15 protein-coding genes and 5 pseudogenes are annotated in these 18882 nt (G+C 52.9%); 10 read left to right on the plus strand and 10 right to left on the minus strand.

All coding sequences use genetic code 11. The features are described from left to right. The first annotated feature begins 138 nt into the window (after nucleotides 1-138). Complete coding sequence (locus QSJ10_RS00970) at nucleotides 139-948, plus strand: DUF817 domain-containing protein (protein WP_033016521.1); 810 nt, start codon at nucleotides 139-141, stop codon at nucleotides 946-948. Nucleotides 949-1012: 64 nt separating this feature from the next. Here QSJ10_RS00970 and QSJ10_RS00975 read toward each other — a convergent pair whose 3' ends face one another. From QSJ10_RS00975 to QSJ10_RS00985, 3 genes and pseudogenes are all read right to left on the minus strand, one after another. Beyond that, nucleotides 1013-1390, minus strand: coding sequence for a DinB family protein (locus QSJ10_RS00975; RefSeq protein WP_230847162.1), 378 nt, complete (start codon nucleotides 1388-1390; stop codon nucleotides 1013-1015). 5 nt (nucleotides 1391-1395) lie between these two features. Further along, a pseudogene (locus QSJ10_RS00980) lies at nucleotides 1396-1761 on the minus strand (TatD family hydrolase); the annotation flags it as partial. A 49-nt stretch (nucleotides 1762-1810) separates the two neighbouring features. Continuing rightward, on the minus strand, nucleotides 1811-3184 hold the full coding sequence (locus QSJ10_RS00985) for a sigma-54 interaction domain-containing protein (RefSeq protein ID WP_033016499.1): 1374 nt from the start codon (nucleotides 3182-3184) through the stop codon (nucleotides 1811-1813). 285 nt (nucleotides 3185-3469) lie between these two features. Between QSJ10_RS00985 and QSJ10_RS00990 the strand changes: the two are divergent. From QSJ10_RS00990 to QSJ10_RS01005, 4 genes and pseudogenes are all read left to right on the plus strand, one after another. Next, nucleotides 3470-4307, plus strand: a pseudogene (locus tag QSJ10_RS00990) (amino acid permease); the annotation flags it as partial. 452 nt (nucleotides 4308-4759) lie between these two features. Next, complete coding sequence (gene pruA, locus QSJ10_RS00995; protein ID WP_033016502.1) at nucleotides 4760-6307, plus strand: L-glutamate gamma-semialdehyde dehydrogenase; 1548 nt, start codon at nucleotides 4760-4762, stop codon at nucleotides 6305-6307. A gap of 70 nt (nucleotides 6308-6377) precedes the next feature. Continuing rightward, entirely contained in the window at nucleotides 6378-7586 is a 1209-nt protein-coding gene (locus QSJ10_RS01000; protein ID WP_033016504.1) for an ornithine--oxo-acid transaminase, read from the plus strand. A 151-nt stretch (nucleotides 7587-7737) separates the two neighbouring features. Beyond that, the gene (locus QSJ10_RS01005; RefSeq protein ID WP_033016526.1) at nucleotides 7738-8346 is read left to right on the plus strand and encodes a DedA family protein; all 609 of its coding nucleotides are present in this window, start codon (nucleotides 7738-7740) and stop codon (nucleotides 8344-8346) included. A gap of 62 nt (nucleotides 8347-8408) precedes the next feature. Here QSJ10_RS01005 and QSJ10_RS01010 read toward each other — a convergent pair whose 3' ends face one another. From QSJ10_RS01010 to QSJ10_RS01025, 4 genes are all read right to left on the minus strand, one after another. Beyond that, nucleotides 8409-9398 carry a FecCD family ABC transporter permease gene (locus QSJ10_RS01010; RefSeq protein WP_033016505.1) on the minus strand — a complete coding sequence of 330 codons (990 nt, stop codon included), beginning with the start codon at nucleotides 9396-9398 and terminating at the stop codon, nucleotides 8409-8411. Beyond that, nucleotides 9395-10402, minus strand: coding sequence for a FecCD family ABC transporter permease (locus QSJ10_RS01015; protein WP_033016506.1), 1008 nt, complete (start codon nucleotides 10400-10402; stop codon nucleotides 9395-9397). Before QSJ10_RS01015 ends, QSJ10_RS01010 begins: the two co-directional genes overlap by 4 nt. A 67-nt stretch (nucleotides 10403-10469) precedes the next feature. Beyond that, nucleotides 10470-11396 carry an iron-hydroxamate ABC transporter substrate-binding protein gene (locus QSJ10_RS01020; protein ID WP_033016508.1) on the minus strand — a complete coding sequence of 309 codons (927 nt, stop codon included), beginning with the start codon at nucleotides 11394-11396 and terminating at the stop codon, nucleotides 10470-10472. Next, nucleotides 11393-12193 (minus strand): ABC transporter ATP-binding protein, encoded by an 801-nt coding sequence (locus QSJ10_RS01025; RefSeq protein WP_033016509.1) that lies wholly within the window; start codon nucleotides 12191-12193, stop codon nucleotides 11393-11395. Before QSJ10_RS01025 ends, QSJ10_RS01020 begins: the two co-directional genes overlap by 4 nt. A 97-nt stretch (nucleotides 12194-12290) precedes the next feature. Here QSJ10_RS01025 and QSJ10_RS01030 point away from each other — a divergent pair. Further along, a pseudogene (locus tag QSJ10_RS01030) lies at nucleotides 12291-13283 on the plus strand (sigma-54 interaction domain-containing protein); the annotation flags it as partial. Beyond that, nucleotides 13255-13665, plus strand: a pseudogene (locus QSJ10_RS01035) (acyl-CoA dehydrogenase family protein); the annotation flags it as partial. The pseudogenes QSJ10_RS01030 and QSJ10_RS01035, both read left to right, overlap by 29 nt. Here QSJ10_RS01035 and QSJ10_RS01040 read toward each other — a convergent pair. Next, nucleotides 13581-13874 (minus strand): DoxX family protein, encoded by a 294-nt coding sequence (locus QSJ10_RS01040; protein ID WP_230847172.1) that lies wholly within the window; start codon nucleotides 13872-13874, stop codon nucleotides 13581-13583. The pseudogene QSJ10_RS01035 and the gene QSJ10_RS01040 overlap by 85 nt on opposite strands. 138 nt (nucleotides 13875-14012) lie before the next feature. Here QSJ10_RS01040 and QSJ10_RS01045 point away from each other — a divergent pair, with 138 nt between their 5' ends. Further along, complete coding sequence (locus QSJ10_RS01045) at nucleotides 14013-14717, plus strand: DsbA family oxidoreductase (RefSeq protein WP_015373773.1); 705 nt, start codon at nucleotides 14013-14015, stop codon at nucleotides 14715-14717. Nucleotides 14718-14802: 85 nt separating this feature from the next. Here the strand turns inward: QSJ10_RS01045 and QSJ10_RS01050 are convergent, their stop codons facing one another. After that, on the minus strand, nucleotides 14803-15267 hold the full coding sequence (locus QSJ10_RS01050) for a DinB family protein (RefSeq protein ID WP_053532851.1): 465 nt from the start codon (nucleotides 15265-15267) through the stop codon (nucleotides 14803-14805). A 217-nt stretch (nucleotides 15268-15484) separates the two neighbouring features. Between QSJ10_RS01050 and QSJ10_RS01055 the strand changes: the two are divergent. Both QSJ10_RS01055 and QSJ10_RS01060 read left to right on the plus strand, forming a co-directional pair. After that, a pseudogene (locus QSJ10_RS01055) lies at nucleotides 15485-16033 on the plus strand (N-acetylmuramoyl-L-alanine amidase family protein); the annotation flags it as partial. Nucleotides 16034-16268: 235 nt separating this feature from the next. Next, a complete protein-coding gene (locus tag QSJ10_RS01060) occupies nucleotides 16269-16406 on the plus strand; it encodes a hypothetical protein (RefSeq protein ID WP_230581373.1) in 138 nt (45 codons plus the stop codon). A 208-nt stretch (nucleotides 16407-16614) separates the two neighbouring features. Here the strand turns inward: QSJ10_RS01060 and ltaS are convergent, their stop codons facing one another. Continuing rightward, entirely contained in the window at nucleotides 16615-18576 is a 1962-nt protein-coding gene (gene ltaS, locus QSJ10_RS01065) for a lipoteichoic acid synthase (protein ID WP_033016512.1), read from the minus strand. Nucleotides 18577-18882: the final 306 nt, after the last annotated feature.

The following is an 18882-nucleotide window of genomic DNA, read 5'->3' on the forward strand; positions in this document are numbered from 1 at the left end:
GTTATGTCAGGTTTTCAATTGATTATAGGAAAAAGTAGCCGCAGAGCCCTTCGTCAGGGGTGTTCTGCGGTTTTTGCTTTCAAACGAGGGGTGCCGCCTGCAACATTTAGGGGTTCGTTTGGCAGAACGTCGCGGCTCATCAAAGCGTTTGTGCAGCTTGTTCGCTTCGGTTGGGCGCAGGCGCAATCTTGCGTGTTTCCGGTTGTCATTTTTGCCTCATTGGCGCTGACGAAGATCGCGCCGCTTCCGCTATTGCCGCGGTATGATTGGCTGCTTGTTATTTGCCTGCTCATGCAATGGTGGATGGTGCGGTCAGGGATGGAAACGCGGGATGAACTCAAAGTGATCACCTTGTTCCACGTCATTGGACTTGCGCTCGAGCTGTTTAAAGTGCGCATGGGTTCGTGGTCGTATCCGGAGGAAGAGGGGTATACGAAAATCTTTGGCGTGCCCTTGTACAGCGGCTTTATGTATGCGAGCGTCGCCAGCTATCTTTGCCAGGCGTGGCGAAGGCTGAAGGTGGAGTTGGTGCAATGGCCGCCGTTTTGGATGGTCGTTCCTCTCGCTTCGGCGATTTACTTGAATTTTTTCACCCACCATTATTGGGTGGACGTTCGTTGGTGGCTCTCAAGCCTCGTCATGCTTGTCTTTTGGCGGTCATGGGTGACGTATGAGGTCGGGGGAATCCGCTACCGGATGCCGCTTGTTTTGTCCTTTTTGCTGATCGGGTTTTTCATCTGGATCGCGGAAAACATCGCCACCTTTTTTGGCGCTTGGCAATATCCAAACCAGGCGAAGGCGTGGAGCCTTGTTCATCTTGGGAAGGTGAGTTCGTGGTGTTTGCTCGTTATTGTCAGTTTTCTCATCGTGGCGACGTTAAAGCAAGTGAAAACAATGGCTGTGACAGAGGCAGTGGAGCGTTCACATGAAGATGGAAAATCGTTGTAAGCCGAGCAGGGCGGGGATTTGGCCGGTCGTTGCTCGGCTTTTTTCTTGATGAGCCGCCCGCTCCTCACGGAAGCTGTGCCTTGATTTCTTCAATTTGCGCGAGGTGGCGCTGTTCATGGTAGCCGACAAATTCCACCCATTGCTTCAAATTCAGTGGCCCAAAAATGGGATGCGGGAACGATTTGGCTTCCAAGTCAGCCGGATTGGCTTGCTCTGTGATTTGGCGCAACCGTTGCCGCGATTGATGCAATTTTTCTTCCAGTTCGTGTCGAGTGAAAAAGCGGTTGTCCGGGCGGGCGAAATCAGGCGCCTCCACTTTTTTGGAACGGTCAACGGTCAAGTGGATCGGTTTTTCCTCAACCGGCTGACTCTCGCCATGCTTTAATGTATGGGCGATCATGGCTGCGATCGATGTTTCGATTAAGTACGGGTGTTCGAGCACTTGGGCGATGGTCCAGCGGCGATGGCCGCGATTTCGGTTAATCGTTCTTGATACGCGGGCAGCTTGGCGCATGCTTCCGCTGAATAGTATGGCAGCCCGACTTCGCCGATGGCGGCGAGCAGCGGCCGCTCTTGCTTGACAAGTTCTGTCCATTCGTTCCAATCGGCTTCGCTTGGCAGCGGTTGCTCGGGATGAAAACCGATGGCGGCGTAGACGAAGGAAGGGAATCGCTGTTTCAACTCGAGCGTTCGGTGGCTTGAGCGCAAATCGGTGGATACGGCGACGACGCCGATGATGCCCGCTTCTTGCCAACGGTTGATTTGTTCCTCGATGTCCGTGTACTGGTCGAGATGAATATGAGCGTCGATCATCCACAGCGACCTCCCCTGTCCTTTTGGCCGTACGATCGCCAACTGCAGCTTATCCCCATTCCTTATCAATCTGGTACTTGCGGATGCGGTATTGCAAGTTTTGTCGGCTCAAACCAAGCGCTTTGGCCGTTTTGGTGATGTTGAAGCCGTGATGCTGCAGCGCCTTGCGGATGTAGTAAATTTCGACTTCTTCCATGTATTTGTCAAGCGGCAACATATCTTCCGTATCGAACAAAAAGTCCGTTTTCGCTTCGTCGGGCGCCAGCTTGGCTCGAAAAGGGGCAGGCAGATGGGCGAGGGTGATGGTTTGTTCTTGTTCCATCGTCGCCATCGTTTCCAACATGACGGCCTCAAGCTCGCGCACGTTGCCGGGCCAGCTGTAAGCAAGAAACGCCTCTTGCACGTCATCGCCGAGTCCTTCGACATGTAGGCCATAGCGCTCGTTGCCTTGACGGATGAAATGGATAGCGAGCGGCAAAATGTCCTCTTTCCGTTCGCGCAACGGCGGCAGGACGATGCAGTGGACGGCAATTTGGTAGTAAAGCGATTTGATCAATTCTCCGTTTTGGACCGCGTCAATCGGGTCGCCGCTTGTCGAGGCGATGAGGCGAACGTCCGCACGAACCGGTTCTTGGCCATGGGCGCGGACAAATTGTTTTTCTTGCAGGAAACGGGCAAGTTTTTGTTGAAGCGGCAGGCTTAACGAGTCGATATCGTCAAGCAGCACAGTGCCGCCGTCCGCTTGTTCAAACAAACCGGGCTGGATCTCGCCGTCTTCTTCGCTGCCAAACAGCATCGTTTCCATCCAATCGTCCGGAAGCGACAAACACGTTTGCGCAAAAAACGGCTTCGCTCGCCGTTCGCTTTCATAGTGAATGCAGGAAGCGAGCAAGTCTTTTCCTGTCCCTTTCTCCCCAATGAGCAGCACGGACGCTTCGGAGCGGGCGGCATGACGAGCAAGGCGGATGGCCTTTTGCATGGCTTCGCTTTGGCCGATGATGTCCGCAAACGTGCGGCCGGCTTCCTTGCGTTGGTGGTGTTCTTGGATCAGTTTGCGGAACTTCGTGATGTCTTTGGCGATTTCCACGGCGCCGATGATGCGCCCGTCTTTTTGCAGCGGGTGTGTTTGATTGACCGTTGTCACGGCTTGCCCTTTGTTATTGAAATAGGTTTGCTGCTTGTTCAGAATGCTTTCACCGGTGCGCAGCGCTTCAAGCAATGTGCTCGGCTGCTCCGGGTTGAAGCGGAAGACGTCCAAAATGTTTTTATCGAGCACGTCCTCGATGTTCATACCCTCGATGTCCCGCATTTTCCGGTTGTAAATGACGGTTTTCCCATGTTGATCGACGGCATGGACGCCAAGGTCGATCATTTCGAGAATTTGCTCATACATTGATAAAAGCGTTTCCATATCCCGGTTCACGATCAGCACCTCTCTTTTTTGTATTATAGCATAAGGTGGACGGGAGACAGGAAGGGAAAGAAAGATGTGAAAAATTTTTTTGCTAAATATATTGAAAATAGACAAAAATAGTTCCATAATAAAGTTATAGTTTATTATAAATTGACAAATAGATTTGCAGTAAGGGAGGTTCTGTTCCCTTTCTCGGAATGTAAGCGGTTGCGAAATCGATCATAGAGAGGGGAGAGTTTTCGGGTGCAACCCGTGCAAGAACTGAAACGAGAGCTAAAAAGCAGGCATTGATTTATGATCGCGCTAGGTGGGGTGATCGGCACCGGTTTGTTTTTAGGATCGGGTTATACGATTCATGAGGCGGGGCCAGGCGGGGCCGTCGTTGCGTATACAGCCCGATCCGTTTTTCCCGAATTTTACTGATCATGGCGGATTGTTTCCAAACGGGTTTTGGGCCATCTTTACGACGATGATCCTCGTGAACTTTTCGTTCCAGGGGACGGAATTGGTCGGCGTGGCGGCAGGGGAAAGCCGCGAGCCGGAAAAAACGGTGCCGGTTGCGTTGCGCAACACCGTATGGCGCATTTTGATCTTCTTTATTTTGGCCATTTTTGTGCTGGCTGGTTAGTTTCCGTGGGAGAAAGCCGGCGTTGTGGAAAGCCCGTTTGTTGAGGTGTTTGACAACATTGGCATTCCGTATGCAGCCGATATCATGAATTTTGTCATCATTACCGCGGTGCTGTCGGTGGCCAACTCAGGGTTATACGCGACGTCGCGCGTCCTCTGGTCGATGTCGCGCCAAGGCATGGTCAGTCCGTTTTTCAGCAAGCTATCGAAACGCGGTGTGCCGATCAACGCACTTATTGCCAGCATTGCCATCGGCTGCTTGTCGCTTTTGTGCAGCATTTACGCTGAAGATACAGTGTACGTTTGGCTGACGGCGATCGCGGGATTTGGCGCCGTCACGGTGTGGGCTTCCATCGCGCTGTCCAGCTATTTTGGACGAAAAGCGTTTTTGCGTGAAGGCGGCGATGTGCGCGATCTGAAATACCGGACGCCGTTGTATCCGTTCGTGCCGCTCGCGGCGTTTGTGTTGAATATGGCGACGATCATCGGGCTGGCGTTTATTCCATATAGATGCAACGAAGAAGTTTAACATATCCTTGACGGAAAAGCGGTTTGTCCATTTTCGACTGTCGAAGGCAAGCCATAGGCTTGCCCCGTCACGCCAAGGCGTGACGGAAGACCGAACAACCACCTGCTTCACAGACCCATATATGGGTCTGTGAAGCGGCGTTGTTCGGTCGCCTGACAGTCGATAAAAGCTGCAAATGGTAAATCTTCAAATTGCATCTATACAGATCAACGGATCGCTCTTTACTGCGGCATTCCGTTTTTGCTCGCTTGCTACGTGTACTACCACCTTGTGGCGAAAAAACGGGTTCAGCCCCTAGCCGCAGAAAAAGGGGAGCTCAAGGCGCCAAGTAAAAATCATTGAAAAAAGCCATAATCATTTGCATAATATAACTATGAAACCGTTTTATAACGAAAAATTTTTTTGCCTTTAAAAAGGAGGATGACGAAATGGTGCAGCCGTACAGACACGAACCGCTCACAGATTTTACCGTGGAAGCAAACCGCGAGGCGTTTTTAGCAGCGCTCAAAAAAGTGGAATCGGAGCTTGGGCGCGATTATCCGCTTGTGATCGGCGGCGAGCGGGTGATGACGGAAGACAAAATCACGTCGATCAATCCAGCGAACAAAGCGGAAGTCATCGGCCGGGTGGCGAAAGCGACCAAAGAGCTGGCGGAGCGGGCGATGAAAACCGCTGATGAGGCGTTTCGCACTTGGAGCCGGACGAGCCCGGAAGCGCGGGCCGATATTTTGTTCCGGGCGGCGGCGATCGTGCGCCGGCGCAAGCACGAGTTTTCCGCTTGGCTGGTGAAAGAAGCGGGCAAACCGTGGCGTGAAGCGGACGCCGATACCGCGGAAGCGATCGACTTTATGGAATATTACGGACGGCAAATGCTGAAGCTGAAAGACGGCATTCCGGTTGAGAGCCGTCCGGGGGAAACGAACCGGTTTTTCTACATTCCGCTTGGCGTCGGGGTTGTCATTTCGCCGTGGAACTTCCCGTTTGCCATTATGGCCGGAACGACGGTCGCTTCGCTTGTCACGGGCAATACGGTGCTGTTGAAACCGGCAAGCGCAACGCCGGTCGTGGCGTATAAATTTGTGGAAGTGTTGGAAGAAGCGGGGCTTCCGGCTGGTGTGTTGAACTATATTCCGGGCAGCGGAGCCGAAGTCGGGGATTATCTCGTCGACCATCCGCGCACACGATTTATCAGCTTCACCGGATCGCGGGATGTCGGCATCCGCATTTATGAGCGGGCGGCGAAAGTGCACCCAGGGCAAATTTGGCTGAAACGCGTCATCGCGGAAATGGGCGGCAAAGACGGCATCATTGTCGATAAAGAAGCGGACCTCGAACTGGCGGCGCAATCGATCGTGGCGTCGGCGTTTGGCTACTCTGGGCAAAAATGTTCGGCGTGCTCGCGCGCCATTATCGTCGAAGATGTGTATGACCAAGTGTTGAATCGCGTTGTCGAGCTGACGAAGCAGCTCAACGTCGGCGATCCGGCGGAGCAAGCGACGTTTATGGGACCTGTCATCGACCAAGGGGCGTACAACAAAATTATGGAGTATATCGAAATCGGCAAGCAGGAAGGCCGTCTCATGACCGGCGGGGAAGGAGACGACTCGAAAGGGTTCTTCATCCAGCCGACCGTGTTTGCGGATGTCGACCCGAACGCGCGCATCATGCAGGAGGAAATTTTCGGACCGGTCGTGGCGTTTGCGAAAGCGCGCGACTTTGACCATGCGCTTGAGATTGCGAACAACACCGAATACGGTCTGACAGGAGCCGTCATCTCGCGCAATCGGGCGAATCTTGAAAAAGCGCGGCACGAGTTCCATGTCGGCAACTTGTACTTCAACCGCGGCTGCACAGGGGCGATCGTCGGGTATCATCCGTTTGGCGGCTTCAACATGTCAGGCACTGACTCGAAAGCGGGCGGCCCGGACTATTTGATCCTCCATATGCAAGCGAAAACCGTATCGGAAATGTTTTAAACCAAAAAAGGGCGGCGGCGTCCGCCCTTTTATAGCGAAGAAACGCAGATAAGGAAAGGAGCGGTTGATGATGGCTACGAAGTCCGAACAGCTCATTGAACAGACGGAGCGATACGGAGCACGAAATTATCATCCATTGCCGATTGTCATTTCGGAAGCGGAAGGGGTATGGGTGAAAGACCCGGAAGGCAACCGCTATATGGACATGTTAAGCGCCTATTCGGCCGTCAACCAAGGACATCGTCATCCGAAAATTGTGGAGGCGTTGAAGCGGCAAGCTGACCGCGTCACGCTCACATCGCGCGCCTTCCATAACGACCAGCTCGGCCCATGGTACGAAAAAGTGTGCCGGCTGACGAAAAAAGAGATGGTGCTGCCGATGAACACCGGCGCCGAGGCGGTAGAAACGGCGCTCAAGGCGGCGCGCCGCTGGGCGTATGACGTGAAAGGCGTCCCTGACAATCAGGCGGAAATCATCGTTTGTGAAGGCAATTTCCATGGCCGGACGCTCGCCGCGGTGTCGTTGTCGTCCGAACCGGCTTATAAACGCGGTTTTGGTCCGCTTTTGCCCGGGGTGAAAATCATCCCGTACGGGGATATCGAAGCGCTCAAGGCAGCGATGACACCGAATACGGCGGCGTTTCTTGTCGAACCAATCCAAGGGGAAGCCGGCATCCGCATCCCGCCGCAAGGCTTTTTAAAAGCGGCCTATGACGTGTGCAAAGAACACAACGTGTTGTTCATCGCCGATGAAATCCAAACCGGGCTAGGACGGACGGGGAAGTTGTTTGCTTGCGACTGGGAAAATGTTGTGCCTGATATGTATATTTTAGGGAAAGCATTGGGCGGCGGGGTGTTCCCGATTTCGTGCGTCGTCGCCAACCGCGACATTTTGTCGGTGTTTGAACCGGGCTCGCACGGGTCGACGTTCGGCGGCAATCCGCTCGCTTGCGCGGTGTCGATCGCGGCGCTTGAGGTGATCGAAGAAGAGCGGCTGGCGGAGCGGTCGCTTGAGCTTGGCGAATATTTTTTGGCAAAGTTAAAGCAAATCGAAAACAAGGACATTAAAGAAATCCGCGGCCGCGGCTTGTTTATCGGCGTCGAGCTGCATGGACCGGCGCGTCCGTATTGCGAAACGCTGAAAGAACAAGGGCTGCTTTGCAAGGAGACGCATGAGACGGTCATCCGTTTTGCGCCGCCGCTCATTATTACGAAAGAAGAGCTCGACTGGGCGATTGAGCGGATTGTAAAGGTGCTGTCCCAACCGGCTGCGGTTTAAAAAAGTGGAAAAAAGGTGTCCCGAAAGTACAGCGGGGCGCCTTTTTGTTTTGCGGGGAATGGCGGTTTTCTGTTAAGATAGGGAAAGGATTGCATTGACGCTGCATAAACATCCTACATAAGCGAAGGACGAGTGAATGGAGGAAGAACGCGTGCAGGCTTGGATCACTGATTTTATGGAGCAATTCGGATATATCGGTATTTTTTTGATGATCGCGCTTGAAAATATTTTCCCGCCGATTCCGTCGGAAGTCATTTTGCCGTTTGGCGGGTTCATGACGACGTACACGTCTTTGACGGTGCCAGGCGTCATTGTGGCAGCGACAGCGGGATCGATCGTTGGGGCGATCGTGCTGTATGGGATCGGCCGGCTGTTGTCCGTTGAGCGGCTTGAGCGGATCGTTGACCGCTGGGGCGGATGGCTGCGGGTGAAGCCGGAAGACATTGCCAAGGCGAACCGGACGTTTCATCGCTACGGGGTGTGGGCCGTTTTTTTCGGACGCATGATTCCGCTTGTACGCAGCTTGATTTCCATTCCAGCGGGCATGGCGAAGATGAATATCGGGCTGTTTGTCTGGCTGTCGGTATTGGGGACGCTCATTTGGAATACGATTTTAATCTCCGTCGGCGCGGCGCTCGGCCAGTCGTGGGGAAAAGTATCCGATGTGATTGGCGCGTACGCTGATGTTGTCTATATCATCATCGCGATTGTCATTGTGGTTGCGGTTGTCCGCTTTTGGAAAAGACGCCGGGTTTTATGAACCGGCGTCTTTGTTTGGCGGGTGTCATCGCTCGAACCCGTTCTCATAACGGGCAGCGGATGTCAACGCTTTAACAACAAGTAAATGAAATACGGCGCGCCGATCAAGGAGACGATGACGCCGGCGGGAAGCGGCTCGGCGAGAACGTTGCGCCCGATCGTGTCAGCTGCAAGCAGCAGCCAGCCGCCAATGAGCATGGAGGCCGGAATGACCCGCTCATGGCGTGGGCCAACGATCGACTTGGCGATATGCGGCGCCATTAAGCCGATAAAGGAGATGCTCCCGGTTACAGAGACGGCGGCGGCCGCGACGGCAATAGCTGTTGTCATAAGCACGAGCCGCTCGCGGCGGACGTGGACGCCGACCCCGATCGAAACAGGGTCGCCTAAGTGCAAAATATTGAGATGCTTCGCCCGATATAGCGCCACCAGTGTGCCCGCAGCCAACCACGGCAGCACGGCCCAAATAAACGGCCAATCATCGCCCCAAATGTTGCCGGAAAGCCAGCGGGCGATAAAATCGACTTTTGTCCGGTCGGCGGCGGAAATGAGGACGATCATCAGCCCAGATAGCGCCATCGACATGCCGACGCCGGTTAAGATAAACGGCACCGGCTGCAGCCCGGTTGTTTTCTTGTAGGAGATGGCATAGATGGCAACTGCTGTCAGAATCGCCCCGGTGAAGGCAACGAGCGGCAAGGCGTAAAGAAATGTTCCGGCCTCAATCGGAAAAAACAAAAAGAACAAGGCGACGCCCGCGCCTGCGCCGGCGTTGATCCCAAGCACGCCCGGGTCGGCGAGGTCATTGCGCGTGAGGCCTTGCAATACGGCCCCGGATAAGGCGAGCGCCATGCCGGCCAACAAGGTGATGAAAAGGCGCGGCAGGCGAAGGGAAAACAAAATGAATTCCTCTTCCATCGAACCGTAGCCCAATAGTGTCGGGACGATGCGGTTATATGAGAGCGGCGCATCGCCGGTGCTTAAGGCGACGGCCGCTGTTGCGGCAATGAGCAACGCAAGCACGGCAAAGAGCGAAAAACTTTTTTTTCTCATGAAAAGCCCCTCCCTTGTTTCCGCACGACGAAGAGGAAAAACGGCAAGCCGATGACGGCGATGATGGCGGCCACCGGCGTTTCAAACGGGGCATTGACCGTGCGCGCCGCCGTGTCGGCCAGCACCATGGCGCTGGCGCCGACAGTCGCTGACAGCGGGATGACAAACCGGTAGTCGGCGCCGGCTATTGCCCTCACGAGGTGAGGAACCATTAAGCCGATAAAGGTGATATTGCCGGCGATGGCGACCGACGCTCCTGTTAATAAAAACACAGCGAAAAACAGCCATGTTTTGACGGTCGTTGTTTTTTGCCCAACGCCAACCGCGACGTCTTCACTCAAACTAAGGATCGTCAGCTGCCGTGAATACCATGCGGCAATAGCGAGCCCGGTCGTGATGAGCGGGATGACGACCGACAATTGTTTCCATGAAGCTCCGGCCACCCCGCCTGACGTCCACATCGAGACGTCTTTGGAAATGTGGAAATACAGTCCGATTCCTTCGGCGATGGCGAATAAAAGCGTCGAAACCGCCGAGCCGGCCAAGACGATGCGAAGCGGTGAAAACCCTCCTTTGCGGGCGGCGCCGATGCCAAAGACGGCCCCTGCCCCGGCGGCCGCACCAAGCAAACAGGCGACCGTGATCAAAAGATAATGGGCGGAAGGGAAAAAGGCCATTGTCATGGCCAACGCTGCGTTTGCGCCGGCGGTGAGGCCAAGGAGACCGGGGTCGGCAAGCGGATTGCGCGTCACCCCCTGCATGATCGCTCCGGCGACGGCAAGGCCGGCGCCGACAAAGGCGGCCGCTGTTTCGCGCGGCAGACGGAGCTCGCGAATGAGATCAAGCTGTTTGCTTTGTTGATCGGAAAACAACGCCCGCCATACGTCGCTCCATGTCGTATCGGCGACGCCGACTCGCATCGAGCCAAACCAAACGGCGACAAGCAGGCCAAGCGACAGAAAAAACATATAACGAAACGGCCAACGCCGGCGGTCTGCGTCCATTGGTGACTCCCCCTTTGACACAAAGAAGGACGGGACATTCACTGCCCATGAACGCCCCGTCTCGTCGTTATTGGCCTAAAAAATGTTTTTTAAAGAAATCGAGTTGGTAGTCTAACGTAATCGGGTCGTTGAAATAAAATGCCTTCGCATCGGCGACAAACATATGGCCGTTTTTGACAGCAGGGATGTTTTTGAACGTGTTCGTTTCCATAAACGATGTGTCGCCGTCGTGGTTTTTGCTTAAGATGAGATAATCGCCGACAAACTGCGGGAGCGCCTCAAGGGAAACGGCATAGTAGCCCGGTTTGAGCGCCTGTTCTTCTACAGCTTTTGGCATTTTCAGCTTCATTTCTTGATACAAAATCTCAGTGCCGCGCGCCCAGTTGTTGCCGAACACATACAGCTGCTTATCAAAGTTTTCGACTACAGTGACGGTCGCGTTTTCGCCAATTTTGGCCCGGATTTCTTCCCCGGCTTGTTGCGCCCGTTGTTTGAAATCGTCGATCCACGCTTTCGCTTCTTTTTCTTTATTCAACAGTTTCCCGATTTCCAAAAACTGTGTCAAATAATCGACTTTGCCGTATGTAAAGGTGACGGTCGGCGCGATTTTGCTTAATTTGTGGACGTTTTTCGTATTGGATAATCCGATGATTAAGTCCGGTTTTAACGCCATAATTTTTTCAATGTCTTCATCGGTCACGACTTCGGCATCTTTCAGTTTTTCTTGAAAAAGCGGGCTCATTTTCGACCACGAATCCACGCCAACAACGGGGACGTCCAAGGCCAGCACATGTCCGGCAAACGTCGATAAGACGACGACGCGCTTCGGATTAGCCGGCACTTCCACCGGTCCGTTTTCCGATTGGTATGTAATCGTTTCTGTCTTTTTTTCTTTTGGTGAAGCGCTGTTGTTCTTTTGATCGTCCGCCGCGTTGCCGCATGCGCTTAGCACAAGCGCGAACATCAGCAACAATGCAAGCCATGTTTTCCTCATGATGAATAAACCTCCCTGAGCAATTGATAAGTGAAGCAAATTGGTTTGTTCGTCCGCGGGTCGCGGCCGATGTCGGCGTCGATGCCGAACACGTCGCGGAGCACTTCGCGGCAGATAACGTCTTCGCTCCGCCCGGACTTGATGATGGCTCCTGCTTTCATAGCGATGATATAGTCGGCAAAGCGGGCCGCCTGGTTGATGTCATGAAGCACCATGACGATCGTCCGCCCTTCTTCTTGGTTCAGCCGCTCAAGCAGCTCGAGCACCTCAAGCTGATGGGCGATGTCCAAATACGTCGTCGGTTCATCCAAAAAGATGATGTCGGTCTCTTGAGCGAGCGCCATGGCGATCCAGACGCGCTGCCGCTGCCCGCCCGAGAGCGCATCGACCGGCCGGTGCTTTAAGTCGGCCGTTTTGGTGACGTCAAGCGCCCAGTCAATCGCTTCATAATCCCGCTTTGTCAGCCGTCCGAATCCTTTTTGATACGGAAAGCGGCCGTACGAGACGAGCTCAGCGACCGTTAATCCGCTTGTCGCTTCCGGCGTCTGCGGCAAAATGGCCATTTTTTTCGCCAGCTCTTTCGTCGGTTGCTGGGAAATGGCTTGACCGTCTAAAATGACCGCGCCCGATTGTGGGGAAATGATGCGCGTCAACGTCTTGAGCAGCGTCGACTTGCCGCACCCGTTCGGCCCGATAATGGCAGTGATTTGCCGATCGGGAATGCGGACGGACAATCGTTCAAAAATCGTCCGGTCGTCATAGCGGACGGTGAGCTCCTCGGCATACAAGCGAACCATGCGGCCACCTCCTTTTGGACTAAGAAAATGAAAATCACTATCATTAACAATCTTTATTATAACGAAATTCTTAAAAAAGACAATGAATTTTCTCATCGAAAAAACAAGTTTTATTTACCGGGCGCCGGCGATGGCGCATGTGATCGCCATTGCCCGCCAGGCGGCGGCCGTGGATGTCACCGTGCTTTTGACCGGAGAGTCGGGCGTCGGAAAGGAAGAGTTAGCGAACTTCATCTGGAAGCAGAGCGCGCGCAGCGGCCGTCCGTTTGTGAAGGTAAACTGCGGGGCGATTCCGGAGACGATGATGGAGTCCGAGCTGTTCGGCTATGAGCCCGGGGCGTTCACCGGTGCGGCGAAAAAAGGAAAAAAGGGTTACTTTGAACAGGCGGATGGCGGGACGATTTTTCTCGATGAAATTAGCGAAATCCCGCTCCACCTGCAAGTAAAACTCCTTCGTGTGCTTCAGTCGATGGAAATTATGCGCTTGGGGGCTGAGGCGCCCAAACGGATCGATGTCCGCATCATCGCCGCAACGAACAAACCGCTTGAAGAGCTGGTCGCCGCCGGGCGGTTCAGAGCTGATTTGTTTTACCGGCTGAACGTCATGCCGATCGCCATTCCGCCGTTGCGCGACCGGAAGGAAGACATCCCGCTGTTGGTCGACCATTATCGAAAGCGGTTTGCTAAAAAGTATCAAAAACAGCTCGTGTTCACCGACAGGGCGCTTGCGATGATGATGGACTACCATTGGCCTGGCAACGTCCGCGAGCTCGTCAACGCCATTGAGCGCATGTTTGTAACGTCTGCCGCGCCCGTCGTCGACGAAGATCACGTGGCGAAATGGCTTCATCTTGAGCCGCCGACGGCTGCCGATCCGGTGTCAGTCAGCGAGGTCGTTCCGCTCAAACAAGCGGTGGCGGACGTCGAGCGCCAGCTCATCATCAAAGCGCTTCATCATGCGCGCACGTATCGGCGGGCGGCGAAGCTGTTGGGTGTCGATGCGTCGACCCTTGTGCGCAAGGCGCAAAAATATGGAATCGAATCACGGGGAGGGGAAGAAGATGGATTTTACGTTGCCAGCCGAGATTGAATTTTTAAAAGAAAACGTCCGTAAATTTGTGAAAGAAGTCGTGGAACCGGTGGCCATGGACATTGAAGAAAACGACCACATTCCAGAAGATATTATTGAAAAATCGAAAGCCATGGGGCTGTTCGGCTTAAGCATCCTGGAAGAATACGGCGGCCTTGGCTTGTCGATGGTCGGCAAATGCGCCATTTATGAAGAACTCGGGAAAACGCATAACGGCTATACGACATTAATCGGCGCTCATACCGGCATCGGTACGGTCGGCATCGTCGAGCTCGGCACCGAGGAACAAAAGCGGCGCTACTTGCCAAAAATGGCGACAGGCGAATGGATCGGCGCCTTTGCCTTAACCGAGCCGAGCGCCGGCTCGAACGCCGCCGCAATCGGCCGTGTGCCAAGGCCAAGCATCATCGCCCAGCCGCCGGCAAGCTCCACCATCGTCACGATGTAGGCGAGCCAGCCGGGAAGCCCCATCGCCGCAAACGAATCGGCCGCCGCCTCAAGCCCCCGCTGCCATTTCACCCAGCCATGGGCGAAAAAGATGAACCCGGTGACAATCCGCAACAGAAAGGCGCCGAATTCCTGGGAATGCATGAGATTCTCCCTCCTTGTCCCAACAGCATGGTAGTACAATGTATGCGGGTGGGTCCGCCCCCATGCCTTTCGTTCGCCATTTGACTAGCGATGGGTTACAATGGAGGGGAAGCGCGTCAAAAGTAGAGGAGGATGGCCATGAAAATTGAAGTATGGTCCGATTTTGTCTGCCCGTTTTGCTATATCGGCAAACGCCGATTGGAACAGGCGCTTGAGCCATTTCCGCACCGGGAAGACGTTGAAATCGTATTCCGCAGCTTTGAACTCGATCCAAACGCACCAAACGAGACCCCATTGACGATTCATGAAATCATCGCCAACAAATACGGCATTTCGCTCGAGGAAGCGAAGCGGGCGAACGCCGATATCGGCCGGCAGGCGGAGGCGGTCGGTTTGACGTTCCGCTTTGACACGATGAAGCCGACGAATACGTTTGACGCCCACCGGTTGGCTCAATATGCGAATGAAAAAGGAAAGCTTCAAGATGTCGTCGAGCGGTTGTTTTACGCCTATTTTACGGAGTCGAAGCGAATCAGCGACCGCAATGTGCTGCTTGCGATCGCCGAAGCAGCCGGGCTTGACCGGACGGAAGCGGAAGAAGTGTTGGCCAGCGGCCGCTACACACAAGAGGTGCGCCGCGATGAGGAAGAAGCGGCGGCGTTGGGCGTCCGCGGCGTGCCGTTTTTCGTTCTGAACCGGAAGTATGCGATTTCCGGCGCCCAGCCGGTTGAGGTGTTCCGGCGGGCGCTGGAGAAGGTATGGGAGGAAGAACAATCGCGGCCGCTGCAGCCGCTGTCGACTGATCAAGGCGGGACGTGCACCGACGAAGGGTGCTCTATTTAAGAAAATAAATCAAAAGGAAAAGCCGGTTAGGGATGCCTAGCCGGCTTTTTTGCGAAGCCCCATAATGAAACAATGGGAGAGAAGATTAACCGCGTTTCACAAACAGCGGCAAGTCCGTATGCCCCATGCCGCGGACGTAGACGAACAGCTGGCCTTTATGATGAATTTCGTGATCCATTGCCATTTGCAACAACTGTTTGGTTGGAATTTGAATGCCGAAAATCGATGTTAAATCGAGCGTTCGGTCGAAGTCGTCATCGCGCATCGATTCGATGAGCTGCTTCGTTTTTTCCGTATACGAATCCACCAGCTTGGCCAAATTCGTCTCCGATTCCTCGATTTTTTGCCGGAACAGCGATGGATCGCCGTGTTTCGCCGTGTTGGCGAAATTGTAGAAGCTGAACAGCATATGTGTCGCCAGCTGCTTTGCTGTCATCGAGGTCGGCGTCGGTTTGTAATCATAATGCGCCTCGTCGATTTTGTGGATCAATTCCATCGTGACATGGCGGTGGGAAAGGAAATATTGCACCCATTGTTGTGCGCGGGACATGCGTATTCCTCCTTTGGAATTCATTTCCTCGTCCTATTATACCACAAATAGAGGAAATGTTGGCGGCTAGTGTTTCTCCTTGTTTTGGTCCTTTGCCTGTCACCTTTTCCTTTCAAATGCTTATTCTATTAATAAAATAAGGAAAAATGTGGAGTGGATGTCCCTATATTGTCTTCGTGAAAAACGCCGGACATGTAAGGAAGGGGAGAAAACGACGATGCCGAAAATTTTTATTGACCCCGGTCATGGGGGAAGAGATACCGGAGCGATCGGCAACGGGTTGTTGGAGAAAGACATTACGTTGTTTATCGCTCTTGAAATCAACCGTCTGCTGCAAAATGAGTATGAAGGAGTGTTGGTGCAGCTGAGTCGGACAAAAGATGAAACGGTGCCGCTTGAGGAGCGGACCGATCGGGCCAATCAATGGGGGGCGGATTTATACGTGTCGATTCATGTGAATGCCGGTGGCGGCACGGGGTATGAAGATTATATTTATAATCGGCTTGATGACGATTCGGTAACAGCCCGCATCCGCGATGCCATTCATGAAGAAGTCGTCAAGGCTACAGGATTTCGCGACCGTGGGAAAAAGAAAGCAAACTTCCATGTGCTGCGCGAAACAGTGATGCCGGCGGTGCTCACGGAGAATGGATTTATTGATCGAAAAGAGGATGCAGAAAAATTGAATGACACCCAGTTTTTGCGAACAGTCGCCCGTGGGCATGTGAATGGAATGGCACGGGCATTGGATCTGACAAAAAATCAAACCTCTTTTTAACTTCCCTCCGAAAGAAGTCTCCTACTTCTAAACGTGAAGGTGCGCCAGCACCAGTGAAAGTGGGAGATGAATTTCGGTTGGCGTTAGCCAACGAATAGGATAGAATATGGCTAGAACGGACACCTTCGGAACGAAGGGAAGCGTAAAGGGTTCTTGTGTGTAGCTTACCGTTCAGCGAACACACACAAGTCGCTTGAAGCCCCCACCTCTAAGCGAAGCGTAGGTGGTGGGTAGTTCACCGCGTGTGACAGTGGATGGAACGCAAGTCGAGGCATTTGCGGAGAAGGAAAATGTGCTGTGTCAAGTGGAGCGTTATTTAGGAAGAGCGAAGCGGATTGTGCTTGAACAAGTCGAGGAATGACGGGAATGCTTGCCTAGTTTCAGCTGGGCGAGCGTTTTTTTGTCCGTTTGTCCTAGAAGGGTAGTGATGGAGTGAAAAAAACACGAAAAACACGGTGTTCTCAAGTTGAGAAGCCTTTTAAAACCAGGCCTTCTCTCGCGCCCCAAAACACTGATTAAGCGAAAGTCACCGTTTTTCACCGGCCTTCTAGAAAAAAAGAGGGAAGCGCTTATTGTGCGCTTCCCTCTTCATTTTCGCGTTTGTTGTAATCGTATTTCGACGGATCGACCGGTTCGAAGCCTTTTGGGGTATAGAACCGGAGCAAATCGCCGTAAACAACCTTATCCGACAGGTCGAGCTTCGTGCGGACGATTTGTTCGAGACGTTGAATCTCCGGCGTTTCTTCAAGCGGCTCGCCCGTTTTCGTATCATAGTACTTGCCGTTGACCGCTGTCACGGTTGGCGTTACGAAGTCACCGTTGCGGAACGGGATGATTTCTTGATGGTCCGGCGACAACAAGTCCGTTCCGAAGTGGACGTAATTTTTCGTGTCGATGCCAAGCAAATGCAACAAAGTCGGCAACAAGTCGATTTGGCCGCCGAATTCATGAATGACGCCGCCTTTTATGCCTGGGACATGGATGAACAGCGGCACTCGTTGTAACTGGGCGTGTTCATACGGCGTGATTTCCTTGCCTAAAATTTGCGACATGGCCTTGTTGTGATTTTCCGAAATGCCATAATGGTCGCCGTACAAAATAATGACCGAGCGGTCGTACAGACCGGATTTTTTCAAGTAATCAAAGAACTCTTTGATGGCCTCATCCAAGTAGCGGGCCGTTTGGAAGTAACGGTCGACCGTTCCGTCTCCCGTCGTTGCCGGCGGGATTGTGGCATCTTCCTCGCTGATCGGGTACGGGAAGTGGTTCGACAGTGTAATAAATTTCACATAGAACGGCTCTTTCAACGTTTCCAACAGCGGGATCGACTCCCGGAAGAACGGTTTGTCTTTCAACCCGTAGTTCAAGACGTCCTCGTCGTTCATATCATAGTAGCTGGCGTCAAAGAAATGATCGAACCCGAACGATTTGTAAATTTCATCGCGGTTCCAGAACGATTTGTAGTTGCCGTGGAAAACCGCGCTTGTGTAACCGTATTGGCGCAAAATGGCAGGAGCCGCATGGTACGTATTTTGCCCTTTCGTCGTGAAGACGGCCCCTTGCGGCAGGCCATAGAGCGAGTTTTCGAGCATAAACTCTGCGTCCGATGTTTTCCCTTGACCCGTTTGATGGAAGAAGTTATCGAAATAGAATGTGTTCGGATCGCGGGTGAGCGAGTTTAAAAACGGCGTCACTTCCTGGCCATTCAGTTTGTAGTTGATTAAAAAGTTTTGGAATGACTCCAAGTGAATATAGATGACGTTCATTCCTTTGGCGACGCCGAAATACTTCGGATTCGGCTCGGCATATGTCGCCTGCACATGGTTCAATACGGTTGTGATGTCGCTTTTGTTCGCGAACGCCCGTTGTGTCGACGATTTCATGCTTTGGATCGTGTCATAGATCAAGTAGTTGTATACCCCTAAATATTTGACGATATAGTTGCGGTCAAACGTTCTAGTCAACAGCTGCGGGCGGTCGGCTTCCGCGAGCGCCAAGTTGACGCTGAACATTAAAATGGCCGAAGCAAAAATAACGCCTTTTTTGACGCGACCGGCCCGCACCGGCGGAAGCGGGAACCGTTTCGAGAACACGATCACTGCCAAAATGATCGTGTCCAAGAAATAAAGCGGGTCATACCATCTGAGCAATTCCAAAATGCTGCCGCCGAGATCGCCAAAGTTTTTCGTTTGCGTCAACGTCGGCAATGTAATAAAATCGCTGAAAAAGCGATAATAGACGATATTGGCGTATAAAATGAACGACAAAATGAGATTAATAGTAACGAGCCGCCTATATACCCGTGTTTCTCTGCCCAATAGGGCTAAGCCAAAGAAAAACACCGCCGAGCTGATCGGATTGATCAACAGCAAAAACTCCTGCATGGAGTTGCTGATGCCAAGGTTAAATTCCGCTAGATAGGCGACATACGTCTTCAGCCAAAACAAGAGCACCGCCAAAATAAAAAAACCAATATATTGGTTAGGGAGAGAACGGCATTTTGTCAACAATTTCTTTCCAATCGTTTTCACGTTCTCTTCTCCTCCTTTGTCTCGTATTCTCGAAAGATCCATTTCTATTTCTATTCTTCTATGAACAGCTTCCGCGCATAGCAGCCAGCATTTTGTCCTGACATCATTTTACATCGGAACGTCTCCATGTCAAGTAGCATAATACGTCTTTTGCCAAAAGTCAATGGAATGTTTTTTAAGGATTGACGGGCGCCTCCCTCCTTGCCACCTCGTTTCCCTGTATGGCGATGGACTGCCACTCATATATGACGAATGGAAATCGAAAAGGTTTCAACTGCCCTTCTGAAAACGTCCCGATGCGCGTGG

Source organism: Geobacillus stearothermophilus ATCC 12980 (assembly GCF_030369615.1).
GTDB classification, from domain to species: Bacteria; Bacillota; Bacilli; order Bacillales; family Anoxybacillaceae; genus Geobacillus; species Geobacillus stearothermophilus.